Origin of the sequence: Burkholderia ambifaria AMMD, from assembly GCF_000203915.1 — a bacterium.
Lineage (GTDB): Bacteria > Pseudomonadota > Gammaproteobacteria > Burkholderiales > Burkholderiaceae > Burkholderia > Burkholderia ambifaria.
Window position 1 is genome coordinate 2,165,688 of the sequence record NC_008390.1, and the last position, 23,321, is coordinate 2,189,008.

Annotated in this window: 25 protein-coding genes and 1 pseudogene; 12 read left to right on the forward strand and 14 right to left on the reverse strand. The window is 62.8% G+C overall.

The window, feature by feature from the left end; all coding sequences use genetic code 11:
• Positions 1–2: 2 nt before the first annotated feature.
• From BAMB_RS09920 to BAMB_RS09930, 3 genes are all read right to left on the reverse strand, one after another.
• Positions 3–2,219 carry a S8 family peptidase gene (locus tag BAMB_RS09920; protein WP_011657211.1) on the reverse strand — a complete coding sequence of 739 codons (2,217 nt, stop codon included), beginning with the start codon at positions 2,217–2,219 and terminating at the stop codon, positions 3–5.
• A complete protein-coding gene (locus tag BAMB_RS09925) occupies positions 2,216–3,382 on the reverse strand; it encodes an AAA family ATPase (RefSeq protein ID WP_127456329.1) in 1,167 nt (388 codons plus the stop codon). The genes BAMB_RS09920 and BAMB_RS09925 overlap by 4 nt, the downstream gene beginning before the upstream one ends.
• Before the next feature lie 410 nt (positions 3,383–3,792).
• The gene (locus BAMB_RS09930) at positions 3,793–4,602 is read right to left on the reverse strand and encodes a hypothetical protein (RefSeq protein ID WP_011657213.1); all 810 of its coding nucleotides are present in this window, start codon (positions 4,600–4,602) and stop codon (positions 3,793–3,795) included.
• A 623-nt stretch (positions 4,603–5,225) separates the two neighbouring features.
• Between BAMB_RS09930 and BAMB_RS09935 the strand changes: the two genes are divergently transcribed.
• The gene (locus BAMB_RS09935; RefSeq protein WP_011657214.1) at positions 5,226–6,050 is read left to right on the forward strand and encodes a DUF932 domain-containing protein; all 825 of its coding nucleotides are present in this window, start codon (positions 5,226–5,228) and stop codon (positions 6,048–6,050) included.
• A 212-nt stretch (positions 6,051–6,262) separates the two neighbouring features.
• Here BAMB_RS09935 and BAMB_RS35855 read toward each other — a convergent pair.
• The 10 genes and pseudogenes from BAMB_RS35855 to BAMB_RS09980 all read right to left on the reverse strand — a co-directional run.
• Positions 6,263–6,373: pseudogene (locus tag BAMB_RS35855) on the reverse strand (thioredoxin-disulfide reductase); the annotation flags it as partial.
• A gap of 38 nt (positions 6,374–6,411) precedes the next feature.
• Positions 6,412–7,851: a dihydrolipoyl dehydrogenase gene (locus BAMB_RS09940; RefSeq protein ID WP_011657215.1), complete on the reverse strand. Its 1,440-nt coding sequence runs from the start codon at positions 7,849–7,851 to the stop codon at positions 6,412–6,414.
• 105 nt (positions 7,852–7,956) lie between these two features.
• Positions 7,957–8,322, reverse strand: coding sequence for a thioredoxin family protein (locus BAMB_RS33610; RefSeq protein ID WP_198488760.1), 366 nt, complete (start codon positions 8,320–8,322; stop codon positions 7,957–7,959).
• A 58-nt stretch (positions 8,323–8,380) separates the two neighbouring features.
• Positions 8,381–8,710 carry a thioredoxin gene (gene trxA, locus BAMB_RS09950; RefSeq protein WP_011657217.1) on the reverse strand — a complete coding sequence of 110 codons (330 nt, stop codon included), beginning with the start codon at positions 8,708–8,710 and terminating at the stop codon, positions 8,381–8,383.
• 42 nt (positions 8,711–8,752) lie between these two features.
• Positions 8,753–9,874 (reverse strand): alkene reductase, encoded by a 1,122-nt coding sequence (locus tag BAMB_RS09955; protein WP_011657218.1) that lies wholly within the window; start codon positions 9,872–9,874, stop codon positions 8,753–8,755.
• Positions 9,875–9,951: 77 nt separating this feature from the next.
• On the reverse strand, positions 9,952–10,512 hold the full coding sequence (locus BAMB_RS09960) for an OsmC family protein (RefSeq protein WP_011657219.1): 561 nt from the start codon (positions 10,510–10,512) through the stop codon (positions 9,952–9,954).
• A 102-nt stretch (positions 10,513–10,614) separates the two neighbouring features.
• Entirely contained in the window at positions 10,615–11,289 is a 675-nt protein-coding gene (locus BAMB_RS09965; RefSeq protein ID WP_011657220.1) for a DsbA family oxidoreductase, read from the reverse strand.
• Positions 11,290–11,395: 106 nt separating this feature from the next.
• Positions 11,396–11,959, reverse strand: coding sequence for a TetR/AcrR family transcriptional regulator (locus BAMB_RS09970; protein ID WP_011657221.1), 564 nt, complete (start codon positions 11,957–11,959; stop codon positions 11,396–11,398).
• 94 nt (positions 11,960–12,053) lie between these two features.
• A complete protein-coding gene (locus tag BAMB_RS09975) occupies positions 12,054–12,395 on the reverse strand; it encodes a carboxymuconolactone decarboxylase family protein (RefSeq protein ID WP_011657222.1) in 342 nt (113 codons plus the stop codon).
• A 28-nt stretch (positions 12,396–12,423) separates the two neighbouring features.
• A complete protein-coding gene (locus BAMB_RS09980) occupies positions 12,424–13,218 on the reverse strand; it encodes an SDR family NAD(P)-dependent oxidoreductase (RefSeq protein WP_011657223.1) in 795 nt (264 codons plus the stop codon).
• Between the two features lie 847 nt (positions 13,219–14,065).
• On the opposite strand from BAMB_RS09980, the gene BAMB_RS35860 reads away from it, so the two are divergent.
• The 9 genes from BAMB_RS35860 to BAMB_RS10020 all read left to right on the forward strand — a co-directional run bounded on the left by BAMB_RS35860 (position 14,066) and on the right by BAMB_RS10020 (position 21,348).
• A complete protein-coding gene (locus BAMB_RS35860; RefSeq protein WP_193759172.1) occupies positions 14,066–14,458 on the forward strand; it encodes a DUF2958 domain-containing protein in 393 nt (130 codons plus the stop codon).
• 110 nt (positions 14,459–14,568) lie between these two features.
• Positions 14,569–15,387 (forward strand): DUF2285 domain-containing protein, encoded by an 819-nt coding sequence (locus tag BAMB_RS09985; RefSeq protein ID WP_011657224.1) that lies wholly within the window; start codon positions 14,569–14,571, stop codon positions 15,385–15,387.
• A gap of 74 nt (positions 15,388–15,461) precedes the next feature.
• A complete protein-coding gene (locus BAMB_RS09990) occupies positions 15,462–15,746 on the forward strand; it encodes a helix-turn-helix transcriptional regulator (RefSeq protein ID WP_011657225.1) in 285 nt (94 codons plus the stop codon).
• Between the two features lie 26 nt (positions 15,747–15,772).
• Positions 15,773–16,606 carry a replication initiator protein A gene (locus BAMB_RS09995; protein ID WP_011657226.1) on the forward strand — a complete coding sequence of 278 codons (834 nt, stop codon included), beginning with the start codon at positions 15,773–15,775 and terminating at the stop codon, positions 16,604–16,606.
• 265 nt (positions 16,607–16,871) lie between these two features.
• A complete protein-coding gene (gene parA / locus BAMB_RS10000; RefSeq protein WP_011657227.1) occupies positions 16,872–17,510 on the forward strand; it encodes a ParA family partition ATPase in 639 nt (212 codons plus the stop codon).
• Entirely contained in the window at positions 17,507–17,776 is a 270-nt protein-coding gene (locus BAMB_RS10005) for a hypothetical protein (RefSeq protein ID WP_041491373.1), read from the forward strand. The genes parA and BAMB_RS10005 overlap by 4 nt, the downstream gene beginning before the upstream one ends.
• On the forward strand, positions 17,773–18,312 hold the full coding sequence (locus BAMB_RS10010; RefSeq protein WP_011657228.1) for a DUF2840 domain-containing protein: 540 nt from the start codon (positions 17,773–17,775) through the stop codon (positions 18,310–18,312). Before BAMB_RS10005 ends, BAMB_RS10010 begins: the two co-directional genes overlap by 4 nt.
• Complete coding sequence (locus tag BAMB_RS10015) at positions 18,309–18,896, forward strand: S26 family signal peptidase (RefSeq protein WP_011657229.1); 588 nt, start codon at positions 18,309–18,311, stop codon at positions 18,894–18,896. The genes BAMB_RS10010 and BAMB_RS10015 overlap by 4 nt, the downstream gene beginning before the upstream one ends.
• A gap of 448 nt (positions 18,897–19,344) precedes the next feature.
• Positions 19,345–21,348, forward strand: coding sequence for a relaxase/mobilization nuclease and DUF3363 domain-containing protein (locus tag BAMB_RS10020; protein WP_011657230.1), 2,004 nt, complete (start codon positions 19,345–19,347; stop codon positions 21,346–21,348).
• A 30-nt stretch (positions 21,349–21,378) separates the two neighbouring features.
• Here BAMB_RS10020 and BAMB_RS10025 read toward each other — a convergent pair whose 3' ends face one another.
• Positions 21,379–22,275, reverse strand: a complete 897-nt coding sequence (locus BAMB_RS10025) for a LysR substrate-binding domain-containing protein (protein WP_011657231.1) — start codon at positions 22,273–22,275, stop codon at positions 21,379–21,381.
• A 158-nt stretch (positions 22,276–22,433) separates the two neighbouring features.
• Between BAMB_RS10025 and BAMB_RS10030 the strand changes: the two genes are divergently transcribed.
• On the forward strand, positions 22,434–22,994 hold the full coding sequence (locus tag BAMB_RS10030) for a hypothetical protein (RefSeq protein WP_011657232.1): 561 nt from the start codon (positions 22,434–22,436) through the stop codon (positions 22,992–22,994).
• Positions 22,987–23,313: a hypothetical protein gene (locus BAMB_RS10035; protein ID WP_011657233.1), complete on the forward strand. Its 327-nt coding sequence runs from the start codon at positions 22,987–22,989 to the stop codon at positions 23,311–23,313. The genes BAMB_RS10030 and BAMB_RS10035 overlap by 8 nt, the downstream gene beginning before the upstream one ends.
• Positions 23,314–23,321 lie beyond the last annotated feature (8 nt).

Consider the following 23,321-nt stretch of genomic DNA (forward strand, 5'->3'; position numbering starts at 1 on the left):
TGCTAGACGCGGATCGGCAGCGACACCTGCGGCTGAATCGGCACCAGCGTTTTCGCGTAGGCACGCAAGATTTCGTTGTAGAGGTCGACATGCTTCGGCGCTTCAACAGTGATGATCAGCGCGTAGCGAATCTTTTCAGCGCCCGTGGCACGACCACCTGCTTCACGTGCGTTGTAGTGGATGTCGAAGACCGGATTCTTGAGACTAGTGCCACGCATGCTTTTAGCGCCGTGCAACACGGTTTCCCACTTGCCCATGTCGGAACGCCGTTCTTCCTCGGTCGCGTACTTCTTCATGTCGAAGAAGCCTTTCGTATCGGCGTTGGCCTTGCCATCCTTGATCTTCTCGTCGTTGGGACGGAACACCGTCTCCAACCCGGCGCGGGTGTAAGCGGCAGCGTCCTGCGGATCGGTCGGCGAGGCGTAGCAAAAGGTCGCCTTTAGGCGGATGTTGCCGTTGAGACCGCCAGCCGGCAGCGGTAGCGAGGCGCGCAGGTATTTGCCGGGCTTCAGTTCCCCTTGATAGACCACGCGCGCCACCCCTTCCGGACAGGTGATGATGCTCATCAGGTCTTCAGGCACCTTGCCCCAACCCACCTCCAGCTTGTCGTGCTCCAGGGGCTCGGCGGCATGGACCAAGAGCGCCTTGATCGCCAGCGGGGTCAGCTCCGTGCCTAGGATGGCGCGAATGCCGACTGCGCTGCGCAGCAGATAGGGCGATGCAAAGCTGGTCCCAAGTTGCGGCAAAAGCGAGGGCTTCTTGCCTGATGCCAGCACATGGAAGTACTTGGCCGCATCGCCACCGAAGGCCATCAAATCCGGCTTGACGACGCCAGGGCTGCGGCCCGGACCGATTGCGCTATAAGGAGCACGGGCCCAGCCCGCTTCGGTATCGTTCGAGGCACCCACCGCCAACGCATTCACGCAGTCCGAGGGCACCTGCACACGGGCGTTGCCCGACGGCCGGTCTCTTTCGCCGTTGTTGCCGATCGCGACCGTCATCAAAGTGTCGCCGTCGCTCAGCAGATCGTCGATGACCGAGGTCCAGGCATGAACATCTGTGTCCTCGATCGGTAAGTCCGGGCCGAGGCTGAGGTTCACGAATTGGTACTGACGCGACAGCAACACTTGCTCAACGAAGCCCAGCGTTCGATACAGTTCCAACGGGTCTTCAGTCTCGGCATCTTTGTCGAGTACGCGCAGATGATCGACGTAGGCGAACGGGCGGGCAGCAGCTCCATTCGGCTGGATCGGTCCAAACAAGAATGCCGACGTGACTGCCAGACCATGTTCGAGACCTTCTGTATCGTCGTCAGCATCTTCGTCGAGAACGCGATACGAACGGAGCCACGGGCCGATCGCGTGCTGCTTCGGCAAGCCGCCGTCGAGAATGGCGACCTTCGGTTCTGAGGACAATGGTTGCTCCGTTGGGAGGCTGCAGCCGACCGAAACCCCTCCGCTCCGATGCACTGGCCGCACGCCGCGGAGCTTCGGCACGGGTCGGATGACGCGCACGAACACGAACTTGGCGAGTCTCTCGATATCACCATGCTTGCCTTCGACCGGCACGAACCAGAGGTTGCCGGCTGTGAAGCCGAGATCGCTGTGCACTTTGACATCCACATCCTTGGCGTAGCGCACGAAGGCCCGCTGGACGAACAAGCGGTCTTCATCGGGCAGCAAATGGATGCCCACTTCGAAAAATCGATCTTTCTTGCCGCCGTAGTTCGCGATTCGTTCTTCGGGTGCGAAGACGGAGAATTTTTCTATATGCGCAAGATCCAGCGCCTCATCGGATTCGGCGTCGATCTCGAGTGTCCAGCCCTTGAGATTGCGGAAGGCCTGACGCTTGCCGGCGACGAACAGTTCGGTGGTTGTGCATTCCTGTGGCGTGCCCTTCTTGGTCCAGCCGTCAGGAATCACCTTCACCGTGCGGCTGCCGACCGATTCCAGACCCACGGTGCGCAGCATCGCCACCGGGAAGAACGATCGCGCGATGTAGCTCGGGTTCATCGTCAGCCGCGCAACGCCGAAGTCGCCAGGACAAGCCTCTGGTGGCAAGGTATCCAGCGCAGTCGCGGTTTCGGAGAACTGCGGCCTGAGTCGTCCTGCGGCTTCTTGCAAGGAGTAGACCTCAGCCTTGCCAGGCTTGCGCTTTGGTCCCTTGATATCGTGGGTCAGCAGCTCGCCGCGCCCGATAAGGAAATTGGTTTGGCTCATGCGTCAGGTTTTCCCTTCGAGATCTTTTTCGCTGCAGGCGATGGCTCGTTCGTGTACTTCCGGATGGTGTCGCGACTCACCCCAGTGATATCGGAGACGGTGTGCTGGGACAGACGGGTCTGCTTTGCCAGCAGCACGGCCAGATCGATGCGAGCCTGCCGATCCAGGACGAGCGCACGCGATTTGATGAACTCTTCAATGAGATCGGCATCCGATGCGGTGCCCAGCGCTACCGCACGGCGGAAACGCTGAAGGTCCCGTTCGATGTCGCTGAACGACTCGCCGTTAAATGCGAATGTCAGGATGTCGATCCAGCGACCGAACAACGCGTAGTCTGGACCGAGGAAACGTTTGATCGCCGCTTTGACAGCCGACATTTCTGGCGCTTTGAACGTAATCACCAGATCGAAGCGGCGCCACAACGCAGGGTCGATAAGTTCAGAGTGGTTGGTGGCGGCAAGCAACAGTCCGGTAGCTGGCCATTCATCGACCTCCTGCAGGATGACGGTGACCAGGCGCTTCAGCTCGCCGACATCGGTATCGTCGCTGCGGCGCTTGGCGATGGCATCGATCTCATCCAGCAGCAACACGCACGGACTGCGTTTCGCGAAGTCGAGTGCGGCGCGGAGATTGGTCCCGCTCCGGCCGAGCAGACTGCTCATGACAGCGGTCAGATCCAACACGTACAGCGGCACACCCAGTTGCGAGGCGAGCCAGCGCGCAGTCAACGTTTTGCCGACGCCGGGTGGCCCCACAAAGATGGCGGAGCGCGTCGGGCTCAATCCCATCGATGCCAGGCGTTCCGTCTGGCGTCGCTCCTGAATCAATTGGCTCAACGTCTCCTCAAGGTCGACCGACAGCAAGGGCTGCTCTCTATCGGGCGTGTCCTTGAAAACTTTCAGCAAGGACAGCCGCGATTCGTCGTCCACCGGCAAAGCATGCGCGGGCGTCGCAGGCGGCGTGGCCTTGCGCATGGGCGCGCTCGTTCGAGGCATCTTCGCGCGCAGGTAAAGGTCCATCTGCTCCGCCAGCTCGGGGTCGGTGTTGCGGTACTTCCGGACGAGCCTGGCCACGAACAGGCGCACGTCCTCGGTCTGCTCAGCGAGAGCCAGCCGGACCACCTGGGCTAAATCAGACTGTGATTCGTTCATTTCGTCCAACATTCGCATAACTCATTGATTTTCCACGATTCTTTTAATCTTTCAAACGGACGACTCCATTGTATAGCGTTTTCATCTGGTTGTGAAGGCAGCGGATTGAAGGAAGAGCGCAGATGCCTGCCACGGCTGATGCGCCACGCGGTCAAGGTCCTCGGTTCGGCGGGGAACTAGCGTCCTGGCATATCGCTATCGGGTTTGCGGGGCGCCACCCCCGGTGCCTTGTGCCGAATCACGGCCATCCGGCTCCGATCGCTGATGCCTGCGGCACCGACGGGCCTGCGCGCTGCGCTCGCCTCCAGGGGATCGGCTGGCAGCCCATCCCCGCCGCGCGTCACTTGGCGCCCCTGGAAGACCTCCGACCAGGCTGCGCCTGATCGGTCCGAAACCAAGTCACCGAAGGGCCTCGTCGGTGGCTACTTGGCTCCGTCGCGTTCACGCTGACGGAGCCGCTTCACGTAGGGGCCATCGACCAGATCGTCGGCGCCCAGGTCCAACACACAGCTCGCCAAGGTAGCGAGCGTGTTGTCGGTGACCTTGAAATCGTTGGGCAGTTGGCCGTGGTTGCGCCCCCTGTTCTCGTCGATGGCTTCGAGCAGCGCCTTGATGAAATCCGCGCGGGACGGACGCGACGCCATGGTGGCGGCCGCGGTCAAGGGGTCTGTGGCTTCAATGACCGCGTCCTCGGCATCGGAGGCCAGCTCTTGCAGGAAGTCGCTCAGCGACGGCCAATACTTCAAATCGAACTGGCCGTGAAGAGCATCGAGGCGCTCCTGGACGTACGACGTGAAAAGGTAGTTGCTCTTGGCCGCCGCCTCGATCACATCGCACACGTGGTAGTGGGTGTCGGTGCTGAAGCCGGAGGTGTTGTGCAGATCCGAGCGCTGCTGCAGCAGACCAGCCAGTTCTGCCGCCTTCCTCGCAATCTGCTGGTTGACGTTGCCGAGATCGCCTCGTGCGGTACGCGCCTGCGCGATCTTCTCCGGGCTCCAGAACGCGGCGGTGCTGAGGACAAGCCCTAGAAAGACCTGCAGCGCATGCGGATGTGCGTGGAGCTTGCCGTGCAGTTCCTCATAGGCCTCAGTCAGCTCGATGCCACGAGCAAGCAGTCGATCGGCAACGGCATTTTCACTGGGCAGGATGCGGTGCTCGACGTTGTAGCGCTTCCCCTCGATGAGGATGTTTTCGCAGATCTGCTTCGGATTATCGGATTGGGGTGCGCTCATGGCCTGTCTTTGATAGTGAACATGGCTGGTAGCGTATTTGACCAAGCCACTTCTGTCGGTACCCCAGTGCGCGTCATCGAACGGATGCTCAGGTACCCGGATACCGACCTAAGTCTGGACGTCCCCGGCCAAGAAGGCGGCCGGGCGCGCTGTCGTGCTGCGCATCGAGCCACCCTGCCCTGCGGTCCTGGCGTCTCGCCCCCTTCGGGCTTCCATCGTTCCCTCGCTCCGCTCGGCTGACGCCTTCGGCCCGGCTTCCAGCTTCGGGCCTGCGCGCTTCGCTTGCGTGCGGTCGGCACAAAGGGATGGCCGTTGCCTGTCCAGCCGTCTTCCCTGAACTCATCACCTTCTTCGCGACTGTAGCCCGCGGCCATGTGCCGTCAAGGCGCGCAGGGCCGTGTCCTCGGCTGCGCCTGCGGGCCGCACCAACCCTGCGCTTGCCTCCTTGACGGCCCCCGTCCACGGGCTCCCTTCCGTCGCGGGCGATGAACTCAGGAAAGACGGTGGCAACGAGGCCAACCGGGTTCTTCGTGCCGACCGCACCGAACAGCCGAAAGGCTGGGCTCCGAATCTAGGAATCCGGTGAGGTTTCTTCAACAGCCAACTTTGTCAGGAGAAAGACCATGCAACTTGCTTCCCGCTTCGCTTCCCGTTCGCCGGTGCTGCGCTCAGAACGTCCTTTGTCGGATGACCAAATCCGCGCCGTGGCTCCGTCCATCTTTGCGGACGCCCCGCACGAAAGCCGATCGGACCGTTACAGCTACATCCCCACCGCCACCGTGCTGCAAGAGCTGCGAGGGGAAGGCTTCGAGCCTTTCATGGTGTGCCAGACCCGCGTGCGCAACGACGACCGCCGCGACTACACCAAGCACATGATCCGGCTGCGCCATGCCAGCCAGATCAACGGCCGTGAGGCCAACGAAATCATCCTGCTGAACTCGCATGACGGCACCAGCAGCTATCAGATGCTCGCTGGAATGTTCCGCTTCGTGTGCCAAAACGGCCTGGTCTGCGGCGACACCGTGGCGGACGTGCGCATACCCCACAAGGGCGACGTGGCCGCGCATGTTATCGAAGGCGCTTACGAAGTCCTGCACGGCTTCGACCGGGCGCAGGAATCCCGCGACGCCATGCAGGCCATCGCACTCGACACGGGTGAATCGGAAGTGTTCGCCCGCGCCGCGCTGGCGTTGAAGTACGACGAGGACAAGCCCGCGCCCATCACGGAAAGCCAAATCCTGATGCCGCGCCGCACGGACGACAGCCGCCGCGACCTGTGGAGCGTATTCAACCGCACGCAGGAAAACCTCGTCAAAGGCGGACTGCCCGCCCGCGCTGCGAACGGTCGCCGCCAGACCACCCGACCCGTGCAGGGCATCGACAACGGCATCCGCCTGAATCGCGCCCTGTGGCTGCTGGCCGATGGCCTGCGCCAGTTGAAAGCCTGAACCCCACGCGGCAGGGGCAGGCAGCAGCCCTTACCGCTTCTCTCGCTGCTGCATCCCTGAATAGATAGGCGTTATCACTATGAACGCCAATGCCCAAGTTTCCCAAACCGAAGCTCGCGCCACCCAGCCCCCCGCACTGCAAGCCACCGAACGAGCGCAAGACATGATTGTGGCTCTGCTGCAGCGGCTGGTGGTCACAGGCTACAGGCCAGTAATAACCAGAGCTTGAGATTGGCGCGGGCGGCGTAGACCGCTACGGTCCAGCCGGCGGGGCCGGAGCCCAAGACGATGAGCTTCTGATGGTTCTTTATAGAGGCATTCATTGCTGGTCCTACTCTGAACTTCGTATAAGTGCATTGGCTCAAGCGCCGGGTACGCAGTCCAGGCAGCTCTCGGGCGCCTGAGGTACAAGGGCAAGCTTTCGCTGCAGATGTCGCAACGCGGTGCGGACGCCTTCCTCCACGACCGGGTGGTAGAACGGACTGTCGATCATTTGCTGTACGGTATCGCCCCGCTGGACGCTCCACGACAGCAGGTGGCCGATATGTTCGGAAGCTGGCCCCACCATCTCCGCGCCCAGGAAGACCCCGGTCGCCGTGTCTGCGTAAACGCGAATCATACCGCGGTTCTCCAGCATCACCCGGCTTCGCCCTTGGTCGGCGAACGAGGATTCACCGATCTCAAAGGCCGCGCCGCTCGCCGTCAACTGCTGGAATGTGGACCCGATCATCGCGATCTGCGGATCTGAGAACACGATGCCGAGCGGCGCTCTGCGGGGGCGAGGCCTGACGAGCGGGAATCGCCCGGCGTTGTCACCTGCGATACGGCCATCGTCGGCCGCTTCGTGAAGAATCTCCGTCATGCCGTTGACGTCGCCGGCTATGAAAATGTGCGAGGGAGCGCTCTGCCCGGTGGCACGATCGAACACAGGCTGGCCGGAACTGTCCAGCCTAACGCCAGCAAGTTCCAGATCAAGCCCGGACGTATTTGGCCGGCGACCTGTCGCAACGATCAGGTAGTCGTAGATTTCGGTCGAATGAACACCGTGCTCATCGATTGACGTGATCGATACGCGCCTATCTGTAGTCAGCTTGGGCGAAATCGTGGCCCCCAGGCTCACAGGAACCTCATCGGAAAAAATGCGGGTAGCCTCCGCCGCAACCGCAGGGTCGGTCAGCGGGCCGATAGATCGACTGCGGCCGTACAGGCGCACTCTCACGCCCAGTCGATGCAACGCCTGTCCCAACTCAAGTCCGATAACTCCGGTTCCGACGACAGCCACCGAGCCGGGCAGATCGGCCCAGTCGAAAACGTCGTCGTTGATCAGCTGCCTGTCGCCCAAGGCTTCATGCCAGCCCTCAGGAACATAGGGACTGGAACCGGTGGCAACGACAATGCGATCAGCCTCGACAATCGTAGATCCCACAAGTAGTTCGTGGGGCGACAGGAACTTTGCCGTGCCACGCAAGCGATGCGCTTCCGGCCAACCCTCGACCGTTTCCACGACGAAACCCACGAAGCGGTCCCGTTCGCTGCGAACCCGATGCATTACTTTCCGGCCATTGACCTCGATCATGCCCGGATTGACACCGAAGCTCGGTGCCATCTTCAACGCGTGGGCGGCATTGGCGGCGCTGATCAGTAGTTTGCTCGGCATGCAACCAACCCGAGCGCACGTGGTGCCGTAGACGCCACCCTCAATGACAACCACGCTGTCAGTGTGAGCCTTGGCTGCACGGTAGGCGGTCATGCCGGCGCTGCCAGCGCCAATGATCGCCACATCAACCTTCATACGAGTCATCTGAAACTCCTTGGCGTCAGCCCATACCCGGTAGCGGGTGGGGCTGTGCGGCCGAGATTGAACCGGTCCACAGGGCCGGTGCGAGGATGTGATTGGCGTTGACGCCTACTGGCGTGATTCAACGAGCCGTGTCTGAACCCAACGCGAGATGCCGGATGCGGTTAACGCTCCCAAGAACCTACCCAGTTCCTGGCCGTGCTCGTCGTAGAGCAGGAGCGTCGGCACACCTGCGACTTTCAGTGAATTCAGCAGCTGTGGGTCGGTCGCTGCATTCACCTTAAGAAATCGAACCTGGTCGCCCATGGCCGCAGCTGCAGCATCAAAGGCCGGCTCCATGGTTTTGCATGGAGGGCACCAGCGAGCACCGATGTAAAGCAGGAGCGGATCTGTGGTGGAGCGGGCCAGGCGATTGAACTCGGTGGCGTCCAGCTCTTCCACTTTCCCGACCCAAGCAGGCACGGACATGTTCATCGCTGTATCCCTTCGGTTGGGCGGCCGACCCCATTGAGGCCGGCCGCTTGGCTGTGACCTACTCGCCCTTTACGAACGGCGCGATCTGCGCCTGCAGCGCCTGCTTGGGCATGGCGCCAACAATCTCCTTGGCGACTTTTCCGTCCACAAAAACCTTCAACGTGGGGATGGATCGGACCCCAAAACGCTGAGCCAATTCCGGGTTCTGGTCGATATCGACCTTGATCACCTGGAGCTTGCCTTCGAGCTCGTTGGAGATCTCCTCTAGGGAGGGAGCAATGGCCCGGCAGGGCGGGCACCACGGTGCCCAGAAGTCCACCAGGACCGGTGTTTTGCTCTGGATAACGTCGTCCTCGAAATCGAAGGTCGTTGTGCTGCGAGTAGCCATGTCAAAACCTCATCTTTGGGGCGCGTATGCGCCGATGATTGGTCAACCGATTGCGGCGCGACTGCCGCCGGCATCGTAGGTCGGGTAGTCCGTATAGCCCTTGGCGCCAATGACGCCGTAGAAGGTCGAGCGGTCCGGCTCGGCCAATGGCCAGCCATTCTTCATCCGCTCCACCAGATCGGGGTTGGAGATGAAGTTGGTGCCGAACGCGATCAGGTCGAGTTCGCCCTTGGCAAGCTCGGTCTCGGCCAGCTCCTGGGTGAAACCGCCCGCGCCGATCAGCGTGCCTTGGTATGCCTTGCGGAACGCGGCGCCGAAGCCAGCTGGCGTACCGGCGGCCGAAATCGTGGTCTGGTAGTTCAGGTGTACGAAGGCCAACTCCCGTTCGTTCAGGGCCGCTGCAACGCTCACCCAGGTCTCGGCTTCGCCTTCGAAGGCTTCCATGTCGTAGATGCGGCCGAACGGCGAAACACGCACGCCAACCTTGTCGCCACCGATTTCCGCAGCCAGCGCATCGATGGTCTCCAGCAGCAGGCGCTGACGGTTCTCGATCGACCCACCGTACTGGTCGGTGCGGGTGTTGAGCTTGCTGCTCAGGAACTGGTCGAACAGGAACGCGTTGGCGGCCATCAGTTCGACACCGTCGAAACCTGCATCCATCGCCCGGCGTGCCGACGAGACGAAGTCCTGGATAACTCGCTTGACCTCATCGGTGGTCAGGGCGCGCGGCTTGCTCGGCAGCACCGGGCCTTCCTTGCCGGGCTCGACCCATGCGTAGACCATCGTGGTGGTCGCCGGGACTTCGCCCGAAGACACCGGCGCGGCATTGCCCGGCTGCAACGAGACATGGGACAACCGGCCGACGTGCCAGAGCTGAGCGAAAATCTTGCCGCCCTTGGCGTGGACCGCATCGGTGACCTCACGCCAGCCCTCTGTCTGCTCATCGGTATAGAGGCCGGGGGTGTAAAGGTAGCCACGACCTTCGTCGGAGACGGGCAGGCCCTCGGTGATGATCAGCCCTGCCGATGCGCGCTGGGCGTAATACAGCGCAGTCAGATCGCTGGGGATGTTCTCGGGCGTGCGGGTACGGGTCATCGGGGCCATGACGACGCGGTTGGCCAACTGCAGGCCAGACAGATCGAAGGGGGTAAACAGCTTGCTCATGATGGGTCTCTCGATTGGGGGCGCGGCCCCGATACAGGGCCGCTGTTACAAATGCAGTGGCAGGAACGGTTTCGGGCTTAGCCTTCCAGGACTTCCAGCTTGGGAACCATGCGGATTGCCTTGGAGAAGTTGGCGTAGTTCACCGAGGTCTTGGTCACATTGCGGTGCAGCTCTTCCACCTGCTCACGAGTTCCATCGGTGTGCAGTCGCACCACGTAGCTCACCTCGTCGTAGCCCGGGTTGACGCTCTCATCGAGGCCCAGGACACCGCGCAGGTCGAGCTCGCCATCCGTCTCGATTTCCAGGCTGTGGATGGTGATGCCCATTGCGGCAGCATTGACCGCATAGCCCACCGACAAGCACGCGTTGAGGGCGGCCATCAGCAGTTCCTGGGGGTTGGGCGCGGTGTTCTGGCCAAGGAATTCCAGCGGTTCATCCGCTGCAATTTCAAAGTGGCGCTGGTATTCCTCGCCGCGGATCGCGTAGCGGCTCACGGTCGCCACAGTGCGGGTCTGGTTCTCCCACTTCGTCCTGACGTTGAAACGGGCACTGCGCTTTGCGGGCTCGGTGGTCGCGGCGACTTCCTGTGCAAACGTCTGCAGAGCAGCGACGTCGATGCCGTTGAGTTTGTTGGTCATTTGAATGGTCCTTTCTAAATGCGCTTTCGGCGCGTGGAAGACCTGCGGAGGGGCGATGGGGCCGCTGCCTCAGATCCGGATTGGAATTTGGTTTGGTTGGGCTCAGTGGCAGCCGTCGATGCCGCAGCTCTCGCCTTCGGTTTCGTCCAGAGCCCCCGGAACATCGACTGCTGCGTCACGAAGCGCCCTTTCGAACACGACGGCCTCACGCGCTCCAGACAGGAATGTCTTGCCGTTGAGGAGGAACAGTGGCACGCCGTTGGCGATGCTGTTCGCCTCCGCCTCGTCGCGAGCGATTTCGGAAGCGACCCGTACGCGGTCGAATTCGAGCATGTCGGTCACGCCGACTTCCTTCGCCAACGAGGCGAGGACGGCCTGGTCAAAAATGTCGAGGCCGTCGGTTGTTACGGCCTTGTAAAGCCGCTCACTCATCATCTGAGCGAGAACCGGCGAACTGATGCTCTTGACCAGTGCATGCGCGGCAGTGGTGTCGCCGAAACGCATGGTGTCGAAGTTGTAGACCAAGCCTTCAAGGAGCCCGTTGGTGCTCACCGCAGTCATCATCCGATCAGCGCCGGCTGCACCGCCCAACTTCTGATGCAGGGCGTTCTTGTAGTCCATCGGCCGCATTCCCTTGGCGAGGCGATAGGCCTTGTTGGTCACTACGACCTGAACCTGGCCGGCCACCGAATGGACTGCCTTCTCGAATCGCTTCTTTGCAATCCAGCACCATGGGCAAACGAAGTCCGACCAGACTTCCACCGTCACTGTTTTCATTGCCATCTCCATCAGCACATCTGCATCAACATACCTTGTAGTAGGTAGGGTGAAGAGTTAAAAATAAGCCTGCAGCCGGCTCTGCGGGAGAAGAGCTGCAGGCGTATCAGGCGTGTTCTACGATGAGCCGTACAACGCTCGGACTCAGCGGATCTTCGTCCCTGGTAGCCCAGTTGATAAAGCAGGACCCCTCCAGAATGCTCAACAGCAGGAACGCCTTATGTTTGGCTCCGCTGCCTTCCGGAATCTCCTTCCGCTTGATGCCTTGCTCAAGCGCTCTGGAGAGCCAACTCAGCTGCATGTCGAAGAAGCGTTGCGTCAGCTGCTGCAGACTCAGCGGCAGTGCCGACATTTCGGCTGCGAGTGCTCCGCACAGCGGCAGCAGGCCGCCGTCGGCGCTCGACCTGAAGATCTGGAGGAAGGCTTCGAGGCGGCCGATAACATGCTCATGCTGCATCTCGATCCGGCCGAATTCGGTTCGAACACGGTCGATGTACTCCTCAACGATTGCCGCGCCCAAGTCTTCCTTGGTCGGAAAGTGATGGTGGATACTTGCCTTCCGGATGCCTACCGCCTCAGACAGATCCGCGTAGCTGAACGCGGTGTAGCCGCGTGTACGCATCAGGTTCTCAGCAGTCTGAATCAAGGCGTCGCGTGTGCCTACAGCCATGTCTCTTCCCCAACGTTTGAATAGCTTCTGGGCAAATACTACCTACCACATGGTAGATTGTCAACGCGGAAGTCGGCTTCCAAATTGCCCGGGCTTAGGCACCGAGTTCTTCGTAGGCTTCCAAGGCTCGCGAAGAATAGACGTATGCAGCTCCGGCATTGAGCGCGATAGCTGTGCCCAGGGCGGCGGCGATTTCTTCCTTGGTCGCCCCGGCCTTTTTGGCTGCGCCAGCGTGCGCCGCGATGCAGCCATCGCAGCGGGTCGTTACCGCCACCGCCAGGGAAATCAGCTCATGCGTCTTCGCGTCAAGCACACTGCCCTCTCGCGTGGCAGTCTCCAAAGCGTGGAATGCCCTAGCCACCGGCGCATTCGTCTTGTTGAAACCACTGACCCGCTTGACCAGTGACTTCAGTTCTTCAGTCCACTTCTTTTCCATTTCAATTCACCTTTCTTGATTGAGAGAGCTATTTGCCGAGCTTGCGGGCAGCCATGACGCCGCCATCGACGTCCCAAACCGCGCCAGTGACCCACGAGGCCTTGTCCGACAGAAGGAAAATGACGGTTTCGGCTACATCCCGCGGTGTGCCATTACGGCCCAGCGGATGGAAGGCATTGAATCCATCCAGCGCACTGCCCAGATGTTCGCCAGGGATGAAGCGCTCGAAGATCTTGGTTTCCACCATCGCTGGGCTGACCGAGTTGACGCGGATACCTTGCTCTGCGAGTTCTGCTGCCACATGCCTGGTCATGGCGTCCAGACCGATCTTGGCCATCGAGTAGGCCGATGCCGGGACGGTCTCGATCGCTTGGCGAGCGGCGACGGCGGTCACATTGACGATCGAGCCTGGCTTCTTCCGTGCGACCAACGAGGCAGCCACCTGCTGGGTAATGAAGAACAGCGAGCGGTTAAGGTCGAGGAAGTTGTTGTAGTCCTCGACGGAGTGCTCCAGGAACGCCTTTGGGTAGTAGATGCCAGCGGTGTTGACCAGCAGATCGATGTCGCCCTGCTCAGCAGCGAGCCTGCCCAGCAGCGATTTCACGCTCGCTGCGTCAGACAGGTCGGACGCGTAGGCCGCAGCCTTCCGTTCGCCGGCGATCGCGGCCAGCTCCTGACGAGCAACCTCGGCCTTCTCAGCACGATTGCCGATTACAACGACGGCGCCACCTTGCTCGGCCACCATACGGGCGACTTCAAGACCGATCCCACTCGTGCCGCCGACAACCAAGAGCTTGCGGCCTTCAAATTGTTTGGTGTTCATAAAAATATCCTATCGATTAAATTACCTACCATCTAGTAGGTATGTATGCTAAGCGCAATCTATGCGGTTGTCAAGCGGGTGCTCATGAAGCGCTCAGGAACACGGGCGACAATCAGAGGCCGTTAACTGAACAGGACATGTGAGGACGCCAAGCCCTTTCATCCGCGTGCTGGTGGAGCCCGGCACACCAAACCTGGCTGGCTGAGTTAACCGCCAAGAAAAAGCGAGCACGCCGCAAGTGCCGCCGCGCGTGCCACACTGCCTCAGCATCGCGTCCAGCTTCTTCCGCACCTGCGCCAGAAGCTGTGAAGGCTTGCGCATGCTGTCGCGAGCGTAAGCAGACGCACTTCATGGCCTCGCATGTTCCCGCCAGCTTGCGCGGGGTCGAACTTTCAAGCCGCGGCCCAGCGAACTCATGTACGTGCAACTGGACGCGTCGGAGAACTCTTCCTGGCTCAAGCTACGCTTCCGTGCTTTGACTGAGATCCGCACATGCGGATCCCGACAGAATCAGGGAATCTCACCCGTGTCTATCGGCTTTCTACAATTCCGCTTGGGCACTTACGTTGTTCTACGGATGCGATGGTTTGCATCTCGGTGCTTGCTCACGGATGCGCGGATACGGCTCGGTAATCCGACTTTTCGGCCAGAAAGCGCATCCCTGAATCTCTGGTGTCGTGGGACTCTGACCACCCTGTGTCCCCTGCCCTGCCCCTGCCCCTGCCCCTGCCCCTGCCCCTGCCCCTGCCCCTGCCCCTGCCCCTGCCCCTGCCCCTGCCGATAAGAATATCCAGTTGCTTGCCCACCGCGTGGCACGCGCCGCTGCTAGCCCCTCGACCTACTGCCCATGGTGCGGCTATTCACCGCCCGGACACTGGCCGGCATCATCGGCCCACGCAAGCTACGAGTACGGCAGGATCAGTATTTCCGGGCGGTACGCCCCATGTTGGAGTACGTCCAGCGGGCCCAGGAAAACGGCTCGATCACGGACCAAGTGAATCTCAACGGCAGATCTGCACAGCCCGTCCAGCCGGGTCGCATTGTGGCTATTTCGGTCTTAGTCGAGACCCTGCAGGTCCTATTCCGCACTCTTGCACCGAAGCGGTGCGACTGTGTTGGAAACAGTCACGATCTTTGGCGCGAGCTGCGGCACGGTGTCCAGTGCTGCGCACCATTTTCCGGCGGTGCAGCCGTCGCATTCAGACGATTTTGGCAATGTACCGGAGCGAATCAGTCTTGACACCACAAGTTGCAGCTTCCCGATTTTGATGGCCGTTTGATGTTGAAGCGGTAGCTCCCGCAAGCCCAAATTCACAGCGACGTTCCTGCTGATCGACAGGAGGTTGCGTCATGGCTGATTCGAGCGCCGCACACTGGTATCCGACCGCCGCGTATCTCTACGCGCTGCATCTCGATGGTCCCGCGCTGGCTTGGGAGTACCTGCGCAGGAATCTCGACTATCGCCGCGACTGGCTGCGCCGTCGCCGCAGGCCGGAGGTGGCGCACGCCTGGGGCTTGCGCCTGCTTGAGGACCCGGCCCTGGATGCGCGCGACGCGCATCCGACCTGGTTCCCCGACCACGATGCCGTGGTGCAGCTTTACCCCGATGCCGATCCGCCACCCGACGCCTATGCCTTCGACTTCTGGCGCGTCCCAGGCCGCAAGCAACTGGTCCATGACGGCAAGCGTCTGGTGCTGGTGTCGCACTGGCCAGGCTGCTGCCTGCGGCTTGCGCTGGCGCCGGGGCTGGAAGACGGCATGGCCTACCTCTACGCGACCCGCGCCTGCGCCACGCCTTGCGCGCGCTATCGCACGTTCGCGGCCGAGCTGGACGCCTTGGCCTTGGCGACGGCTGCCGCGCCTGCGGCGGCGGCCCGTTCCCGGCCCACGCCCGCCGCGCTGCTGGAACTACACACGCTTCAGGCGCTCGACGCGACCCTGACGGGCGCGTCTCTGCGCGAAGTGGCCGAGGGACTGTTCGGCGCGGATGCCGTCGCGGCTGACTGGCACAAGGACAGCGCCTTGCGTGCCCGCGTGCGGCGGCTGGTACGCCGTGGCGATGCGCTGATGCGCGCCGGCTATCGCCGCCTGGCACAGCTTCCGTCATTCCCCTGCACTAGCGGAGATAAGAGGGGGGACGTTTCGCATCCCCTGCAAGTCGTCCCTTAGCAAGAAGCCTTGCTTTCTTGAAAGTGCCTCTATCCGGCCGCGTAGTGTGGCCGGGCTTGATGGAGGTACATCCCATGCGACCCGCTCCCTTGCGGCCTGCCGCCGCTGCTGTCGCTGCGCCCGTACAGCCCCAACGCTACCTGACCAACGACGAAGCCGCCGAGTATCTGCGCCTGTCGCCGCGCACGCTCGAAAAGCAGCGCGTCATCGGCGGCGGCCCGAAGTTCCGCAAGTTCGGCCGCCGCGTCATGTACGCGGTGAGCGACCTTGATGCCTGGGCCGACCAGCGCAGCTACGAGGCCACGTCCGACCCGGAATACGCCGAGCGTCACGCGGGTGACTACCGTGATGGCCGCTGATCGTTGGTTTGCCGGTAGCTGCCGTCATGTCCAGCCCACGGCAGGAGCGCGAACAGCTCGATCTGTTCCATGCCTTGCCCGGCGACATGGCGCCGCGCGACAGCCAGGACTTGATGGCCTTTCCGTTCTTCTCGCTGGCGAAGTCGCGGCGCACGGCGCCGATCGACTTTCGCAGCGGCAACGTCACCATCCGCGTGGAAGGCACGGCCGAGCACGGCATCGCCACGATATGGGATGCCGACGTTTTGATTTGGGCGGCCTCGCAGATCGTGGAGGCGCGCGACGCAGGCATTCGCCCGTCGCGCTGGATACGCGCCACGCCCTACGAGATCCTGCGCTTCATCGGACGCGGCACGTCGCTCAACGATTACCTGCGCCTGAAAGCCGCGCTCGACCGGCTGCAATCGACCAGCGTGGCGACTTCCATCCGCGAAACCACGGGAAGGCGGCTGCATCGCTTTTCATGGGTGAACGAATGGCGCGAGCTGGCCGACGCCAGCGGCGCGCCGCTGGGCATCGAGCTGATCCTGCCGGACTGGTTCTATGCCGGCGTGCTCGACGCCGTCCTGGTGCTGACCATCGACCCAGCCTATTTCCGCTTGAAGGGCGGCATCGAGCGCTGGCTGTACCGCCTGGTGCGCAAGCACGGCGGGCGGCAGGAGCACGGCTGGCAATTCGACTTCCGGCACCTGCACCGCAAGTCCGGCAGCGCGGCGCGCTTCTCGGACTTCGCTTACGACCTGCGCGTGCTGGTCGCACGGCAGTCGCTGCCCGGCTACGTCCTCGGCATCGAGCACATGCCCGGCGACAACATCGAACTGCTGACCTTTCGGCCCGTGTCGTTCGCGGCACGGGGATAACTGCGGGACAACGTGTGGACGGCCTCGTGCTATCAGGAGTACCGGGTATCGTGCTATCGGGAGTACGCCTATCGTGCTATCAGGAGTACGAAAACGCCGCAAAGCCAATAACGGCGCGGGTTTGCGTCCTCTCTAACTTACCTAACTATAAATCTCTAACTTTTAGTAGAAGCGCGACGATTCAGTGGACAACCACCGAACGGCACGGCGAACAGCGTTTCGCACGGCAGGCAAAGCCTGGCTTTCCAGCATGGAGGGCCACGCAATGATCGTCGCCTTGCTCAACCAGAAAGGCGGCGTGGGCAAGACCACGCTCGCCACGCACGTCGCTGGCGAATTGGCGATGCGCGGGCAGTCGGTCATCCTGCTGGATGCCGACCCGCAGGGGTCATCACTGGACTGGACGCAACGCCGAAGCCAGCAAGGCTTGCCCCGGCTGTTCAGCGCTGTGGGCCTCGCCCGCGAGACGCTGCACCAGGAAGCGCCAGAACTCGCCCGCCGCGCAGATCACGTCATCATTGACGGGCCGCCGCGCATCGCCGCCATGGCGCGCTCCGCGTTGCTGGCGGCCGAGCGCGTGCTGATCCCGGTACAGCCCAGCCCCTACGACCTGTGGGCCAGCGCCGAGATGGTGGCACTGATCCGCGAGGCCCAGGTGTTCCGGCCTGCGCTGCGCGCGGCCTTCGTCATCAACCGGCGCGTCAGCACCACGGTGATCGGTCGGGAGGCGCGGCAGTCGCTGGCCGAACAACCGCTGCCAGCGCTGCGCGCCGAGGTTCGCCAGCGCATCGTCTTCGCCGACAGCGTGGCCGCCGGTCGGCTCGCACGCGAGATGGCGCCCGACAGCGCCGCTGCGCGCGAGATCACAGCACTGGTGGACGAGCTGCTGCGGTGGCCGACATGACCGCGAAGCCACCACGCAGCAAGCGCGTCGACATCGGTGCGCGGCCGCCTGCGAATCCGCACGCTGAGGCGTGGATTCGCCAGGGCGATGCCGATGCGCTCAACAAGGGCGACCTCTACACCGCACGCCTCACGCTCGATGTTACGCCCGCGATGCGTGCTCGCATCAAGGTTTCGGCCTTCACGCGAGGCGCGACCGTGGCCGAACTTCTGCGCGCTTTGCTGGAACGGGAGTTTCCCGAAAACCGCACGGAGAACATGCCATGAACGTATCCACTGCACCCGCCGCGAACGCGGCCACGGCTGCGCCATCGCTCGCGGTACTCGCCGGCCAGACCGGCAACGTGCTGCTGACGCGCGTATCGCTGGCCTACATCGAACCGCGCTTCAAGCTCTACCTGCGCTTCGGCGAACCGGCGCGCACGATTCAGCTCGACCGCTGGCGGCGCTGTGCGGTGTTCCTTCCGCACGCAATGTTCTGCCGCGTGCGCTGGCAGGCCAACGACTACGGCACGATCCGTTGGCAGTTGATAGTGATGCAGGCCGGCACGCCGCTGGATGCCTTGCAGCGCATCCCTGGTGTGCGGCCCGGCGCGCGGCTACTGCTGCATGCCGAAGGCGACACCAACGTGCGCGCCGTGCTGGAACGCATCGACGCCATCGAGGCGCTGGGCATTGCCCCGTCTGCCGTCTCGCCCGCGTACTGGCGCACGCTGGGCAACCGTATCGCGGCGCGCTTGCCGCTGCCCGAATACACCGCCGAGCGGCACGCCGCCTGGCTCGCTGGGAAGGTTCTGCCATGACGATCGTTTCCACTTCATCCGCCTCGCCGCGTCCTCGCTCACGCCTGCGCGCTCGTCTCGTGCTGGCGGCCCTGACCGCCTGCGGCCTCGCTGCGCTGGCCTGGGCGGCTTTCGTGTCGCCGCTACCTCGCCTGACGTACAACCCATCCGACAGCGTGGCGGTCGGCTGGTATCGCATCGAACCGTTCGACCCGCGCACCGCCACGCTGCCACGTCCGTTGTCCGTGGACAGCATCGTGTTGATGCCCCTGCCAGCCGACGTCGCGGCACTCGCTGCGCAGCGCGGCTATCTGCCGACGCACGTTCCGCTGCTCAAACGTGTGGGCGCGGTCGCACCGCAACACGTTTGCAACTTCGCTGGTCAGGTTCGCATCGACGGCGTGCCTTCGGCCGCCGCACTGCCTGCCGACCAGCTGGGCCGGCCGCTGCCATCCTTGCAGCTTTGCCGGCGCCTCGCGCCTGGCGAACTGTTCTTGTTGAGCGCAACGAATCCGGCGTCTTTCGACAGCCGGTATTTCGGCCCGGTCAACGCTGCTACCGTGATCGGCGTTGCGCACCCCGTTTGGCTGGAGGCACGCCCGTGATGGCCGCCGATTCGCTGCCCGTTGCCGCGCATCTCATCGTGCCATCGGGCATGTCGTTCCGGCTGCGGCTGCCGTGTCGTCGCGCGTGCAGTGCGAGCGCATCCGCGCCGCACTTCGCGCAACATCCGGCGCAGCCGTTCAACGTGCAGGCGTCTTGGCTCGAACGCGCCCGGCCTATGGCCGTCGCCGCGTTCGCCGGCGGGCTGGCTGCGGGTGCAACAGCGCCACCGGGCCGTCGACGCCCGGAGCGACGGCGAAGGGCAAAGGCGGAAGGCAAGACAAAAGGGTTCGGCACTCTGCCGCCCGCAAAGCCAGTCTGCACATGGGGGTGGCGCGGCACGGAGCGGCTTCGCCGTCGTGCCGCGTGGGGCGCGAGGCCCGCGCCAATGCAGGCATGCCCGCGTGCTTCGCACGACAGGACACGCCAGAGCTTGCGGGGAGCGCAGCCATGACCGACCGCCGCGACGACGATTTCCGGGTGCGCCCCAGCGCCCCGAAGAACCGGGGTAAAGGCCAGGGCCAGAGCTTCGCTTCCAAGGTGCTCAAGCAGGCTGGCAAGGCCAGCGGCGGCAAGTCCTCGATACGCCATTCCGTAGCCGGTGGCAGCGGCGCACGCGCTGGCCAGCGTCCCGGCTCGCGCCTGGGGCGCGGCCATACGGCGGCGCGCTTCGCCGGGGCGAAGCTGACGCCCATGTCTCGGCGCGTCACGATCAAGACCCTGCTGGTCAATCAACGCAATGCCAGCCCGCAATCGCTCGCCAAGCATCTGCGCTACATCGAGCGCGACGGCGCCAGCCGCGATGGCGAACCTGGGCGGGCCTACGGGCCCCAGACCGACGAAGCCGACCTTGACGCTTTCAAGGAGAGGGCCGCCGACGACCGGCATCATTTCCGCTTCATCGTCTCACCGGAAGACGGCGCCGAGCTGGACGACCTGCGCACCTATACCCGGCATCTGGTGAACCGGATGGAAGCCGACTTGGGGACGCGGCTGGATTGGGTGGCGGTCGATCACTGGAACACCGACAACCCGCATACGCACCTCATCGTGCGCGGGCGCGACGACACCGGCAAAGATCTCATCATCGCGGGCGACTACATCGCCCACGGCTTTCGCCATCGCGCCGCCGAACTGGCGACGGAATGGCTGGGGCCACGCACCGAACTGGAGATCCAGCAGACCTTGCAGCGCGAGGTGGAGCAAGAGCGGTGGACGAGCCTCGACCGCACCCTGCAACGAGAGGCCGGCGAGGATGGCCGGGTGCAGATCGAACGCTTCAATGAACCCCGGCTGCAACGCCAGCGCCTGCTGCTGATCGGTCGCCTTCAACGCTTGCAGCGCCTGGGCCTGGCTGACGAGATGGAGCCGGGCGCCTGGGCCGTCCACGCAGATGTCGAGAAGACCTTGCGCGCTCTGGGCGAGCGTGGCGACATCATCCGCACCATGCAGCGGGCCATGAGCGGCCGGCCGCGTGAGCTGGCGGTGTTCGAACCGGGCCAAGATGCAGATGGAAGCGGCCGCAGCATCGTCGGTCGCGTGGCTGCCAAGGGGCTGGCCGACGAGCTGCACGACCGGGGTTATCTGGTCATCGACGGCGTGGACGGCAAGGCCCACTACGTTGCGCTCAACGCCCGCGACGAGTTGGCGAACTATCCCACCGGAGCCGTGGTGGAGGTACGCGGCTCCGCCGAGGTGCGGGCGGCCGACAAGAACATCGCCGCGCTGACCAGCGATGGCCTGTACCGCACCGATCATCACCTGGCGATCGAGCAAGGCCGAGCAAAGCCCGGACGTGACCCGCAGGAAGTGGTCGCCGCCCATGTTCGGCGGCTGGAAGCCCTGCGGCGGGCTGGCATCGTCGAGCGCGTGGCCGAAGGGCTATGGAAGGTGCCGGACGACCTGCCCGAGCGTGGCCGCCAGTACGACGCGCAACGACTGGGTGGTGTCGCCGTGGAGCTGAAATCACCCCTGCCGATCGAGCGGCAGGCGCGGGTGATCGGCGCGACCTGGCTGGATCAGCAGCTAATCAGCGGCGGCAAGGGACTGGGCGACCTGGGCTTTGGCGGGGAGGCCAAGGACGCTTTGCTGCAGCGCGCCGACTTCTTGGCCGAACAGGGGTTAGCCGAACGACGCGGGCAGCGCGTGATCCTCGCCCGCAACCTGCTGGCGACGCTGCGCGGGCGCGATCTGGCGAAGGCCGCACAGGACATTGCCGCCGAAACCGGCCTGGAGCATCGGCCTGCCACGGACGGGCAACGCTTGGCCGGCATCTACCGGCGCTCCGTCATGCTGGCGAGCGGGCGCTACGCGATGCTTGATGACGGCATGGGATTCAGCCTGGTGCCGTGGCACCCGGTGATCGAGCAGCGGCTGGGGCAGCAGCTTGCCGCCACGGTGCGCGGCGGCGGTGTGTCTTGGGAGATTGGGCGGCAACGTGGCCCGTCTATCTGATAACAATGGAGGAAAAATATTTCCTACGAGTCAACCGCTGTTCCCTTTTTTCGCTTCGTCGAGCAGCCATTGAGCAAACGCTTGTATTGGCTCTCTGCTCAATCCGATGGGCTCGGGGAGGATGAGGCAGAAGGTTTTGGAAATGGTTTTCCCCTCTGGCCACGGGGCTACCAGATTTCCTAGCGCAAGTTCGGTTTCAACGTAGAGGCGCGGTACTAGCGCGACACCGAGGCCGGCCAATGCGGCTTCTATCAACATTCCATGGAGGTCATAGCGTGCACCAATTGCAGGATTGGTCAGCGGGGTTCCCGTCTCCTGGGAGTACTGAAGCCAAGCTTCCGGGTTCTGTCGTCGGTGCAGGCGCGGTAATTCGTCCAGTGCGGTTTTTCGTTTGCGTCCTGTCAGAAGTTCAGGATGGCAAACCGGAACCAGCACTTCATGCAAAAGCTGGTGAGTCCGCATTCCCGTCCACGCTGGGTGCTCGAAATGGATGGCGGCATCAAATCCGCTCCCGGCTAGGACGAAGGGGTCCATGCGCTCGGCAAGATGCACAGTGATGTTCGGATGCTTCTGCTGGAATCTTGACAAGCGAGGAATGAGCCATCGCATCGCGAACGTCGGGATAGTGGCAATGTCCAGGCTCGCGCCATCGCTCGGCTGCCCCATCAAGTACTGGCTGTCCCGATCCAGGCGGTCAAGCGATTCGCGGACTTGGGCCGCGTAACGCTCTCCGTTGGGCAGGAGGCGCACACGATTGCCGACCCGCTCGAACAGCGTGACCCCGAGGAAGGCTTCCAGCCTGCCAATCTGGCGACTGATGGCTCCTTCAGTCAGAGACAGTTCTTCTGCCGCGCGCGCGAAGCTGCCGTGGCGCGCAGCCACTTCGAATGCCATCAGTGTCGTGCTGCTGGGGATCTTCCTTCGCATGAGCGTTCCTGATACTGGAGCTAGTGATCGGTGCAGCTTGATTTTTTATCACTGAAGCATACCGAAAAATCGTTTTATGCGTCGATATCTGGGACATATCGTGATGGAACATCAACAAAGAGGGCCGGATGCACAAGAAGTCCGGTAGCGAGTGATCCATGATCTATACCGTCGAATGCAGCTTTTCCGACCCAGCCAGCGAAGCAGAGTGGAGTGATTTCTACAGCTTGGAAAAGCTGCCCGCCCTCATTTCAGTGAGCGGATTCCATACTTCGCAACGCTTCAAGGCGTTGAGCCCTGGCTGCCCCGTCTACCTGGCCATGCACTCGATCGACGGTCTGGCCGTGCTTGAGAGCGATGAGTACCGCCAGAAGGGTGGCGGCAATTTCGCTCGTTGGCAGCAGCACATCACCGATTGGCACCGCAATCTTTATGGCGGCCTTGAACGCGCGCCTGCCATCGGTGAAGGAGACCATCTGATCGTGAGCGCAGTCGGTCCCGAGCCGCTCATCGAGATGGGGCTCAAGCCTGATCTGATGCGGGCCGTCGCATTGGAGAAATTTCCTGAAAACAGGTGGCTGGCGAAGCTGGATAGCTCCATCAGTCTCAGTGTGGAAACCCTTCCGAAGGACGTGCACCTCTATGCCCCGATGACCGCGCAATTGACGAGTGGCAATGACGCAGTGCCCCAGACGCAGGGACAGAACCGACATGCCTAACCTGACGATCTTCATCCAGGCGGAAAAGATGCCGCCCGAAGCGAATCTGGCGGAACTCACCGAACGATGCACTCGGCTTTGCACGGACGTCCTCCAGGCTGCGCTGGACAACGTGCATGTCATCTATGTCGCTGCTCGCCAGGGACGCGGGCATCCTGCTTACGCGGAAATCAAGTTCCGCCTCGAACCGCTCAGAACGCCATCGGTCATGGACGCCTTCATGGCGCGACTGGATGAGGCCATAAAGCGCCATACGGGGCTAACGGCGCGCATCCGTTGCTTCGGCTATCCGGCCCCCGCCATCTATGCGCGGAACTGATTACGCGC

Coding starts and splice junctions, on each gene's coding strand:
- BAMB_RS09920 (WP_011657211.1), bottom strand. CDS start 2,219: ATGAGCCAAACCAATTTCCTTATCGGGCGCGGCGAGCTGCTGACCCAC.
- BAMB_RS09960 (WP_011657219.1), bottom strand. CDS start 10,512: ATGACCAACAAACTCAACGGCATCGACGTCGCTGCTCTGCAGACGTTT.
- BAMB_RS10015 (WP_011657229.1), top strand. CDS start 18,309: ATGACGATCGTTTCCACTTCATCCGCCTCGCCGCGTCCTCGCTCACGC.
- BAMB_RS10010 (WP_011657228.1), top strand. CDS start 17,773: ATGAACGTATCCACTGCACCCGCCGCGAACGCGGCCACGGCTGCGCCA.
- BAMB_RS09935 (WP_011657214.1), top strand. CDS start 5,226: ATGCAACTTGCTTCCCGCTTCGCTTCCCGTTCGCCGGTGCTGCGCTCA.
- trxA (WP_011657217.1), bottom strand. CDS start 8,710: ATGGCTACTCGCAGCACAACGACCTTCGATTTCGAGGACGACGTTATC.
- BAMB_RS09970 (WP_011657221.1), bottom strand. CDS start 11,959: ATGGCTGTAGGCACACGCGACGCCTTGATTCAGACTGCTGAGAACCTG.
- BAMB_RS33610 (WP_198488760.1), bottom strand. CDS start 8,322: ATGAACATGTCCGTGCCTGCTTGGGTCGGGAAAGTGGAAGAGCTGGAC.
- BAMB_RS09990 (WP_011657225.1), top strand. CDS start 15,462: ATGCGACCCGCTCCCTTGCGGCCTGCCGCCGCTGCTGTCGCTGCGCCC.
- BAMB_RS09965 (WP_011657220.1), bottom strand. CDS start 11,289: ATGAAAACAGTGACGGTGGAAGTCTGGTCGGACTTCGTTTGCCCATGG.
- BAMB_RS09995 (WP_011657226.1), top strand. CDS start 15,773: ATGTCCAGCCCACGGCAGGAGCGCGAACAGCTCGATCTGTTCCATGCC.
- BAMB_RS10005 (WP_041491373.1), top strand. CDS start 17,507: ATGACCGCGAAGCCACCACGCAGCAAGCGCGTCGACATCGGTGCGCGG.
- BAMB_RS09930 (WP_011657213.1), bottom strand. CDS start 4,602: ATGAGCGCACCCCAATCCGATAATCCGAAGCAGATCTGCGAAAACATC.
- BAMB_RS09955 (WP_011657218.1), bottom strand. CDS start 9,874: ATGAGCAAGCTGTTTACCCCCTTCGATCTGTCTGGCCTGCAGTTGGCC.
- parA (WP_011657227.1), top strand. CDS start 16,872: ATGATCGTCGCCTTGCTCAACCAGAAAGGCGGCGTGGGCAAGACCACG.
- BAMB_RS10020 (WP_011657230.1), top strand. CDS start 19,345: ATGACCGACCGCCGCGACGACGATTTCCGGGTGCGCCCCAGCGCCCCG.
- BAMB_RS35860 (WP_193759172.1), top strand. CDS start 14,066: ATGGTGCGGCTATTCACCGCCCGGACACTGGCCGGCATCATCGGCCCA.
- BAMB_RS10035 (WP_011657233.1), top strand. CDS start 22,987: ATGCCTAACCTGACGATCTTCATCCAGGCGGAAAAGATGCCGCCCGAA.
- BAMB_RS09925 (WP_127456329.1), bottom strand. CDS start 3,382: ATGTTGGACGAAATGAACGAATCACAGTCTGATTTAGCCCAGGTGGTC.
- BAMB_RS09940 (WP_011657215.1), bottom strand. CDS start 7,851: ATGACTCGTATGAAGGTTGATGTGGCGATCATTGGCGCTGGCAGCGCC.
- BAMB_RS10030 (WP_011657232.1), top strand. CDS start 22,434: ATGATCTATACCGTCGAATGCAGCTTTTCCGACCCAGCCAGCGAAGCA.
- BAMB_RS10025 (WP_011657231.1), bottom strand. CDS start 22,275: ATGCGAAGGAAGATCCCCAGCAGCACGACACTGATGGCATTCGAAGTG.
- BAMB_RS09975 (WP_011657222.1), bottom strand. CDS start 12,395: ATGGAAAAGAAGTGGACTGAAGAACTGAAGTCACTGGTCAAGCGGGTC.
- BAMB_RS09985 (WP_011657224.1), top strand. CDS start 14,569: ATGGCTGATTCGAGCGCCGCACACTGGTATCCGACCGCCGCGTATCTC.
- BAMB_RS09980 (WP_011657223.1), bottom strand. CDS start 13,218: ATGAACACCAAACAATTTGAAGGCCGCAAGCTCTTGGTTGTCGGCGGC.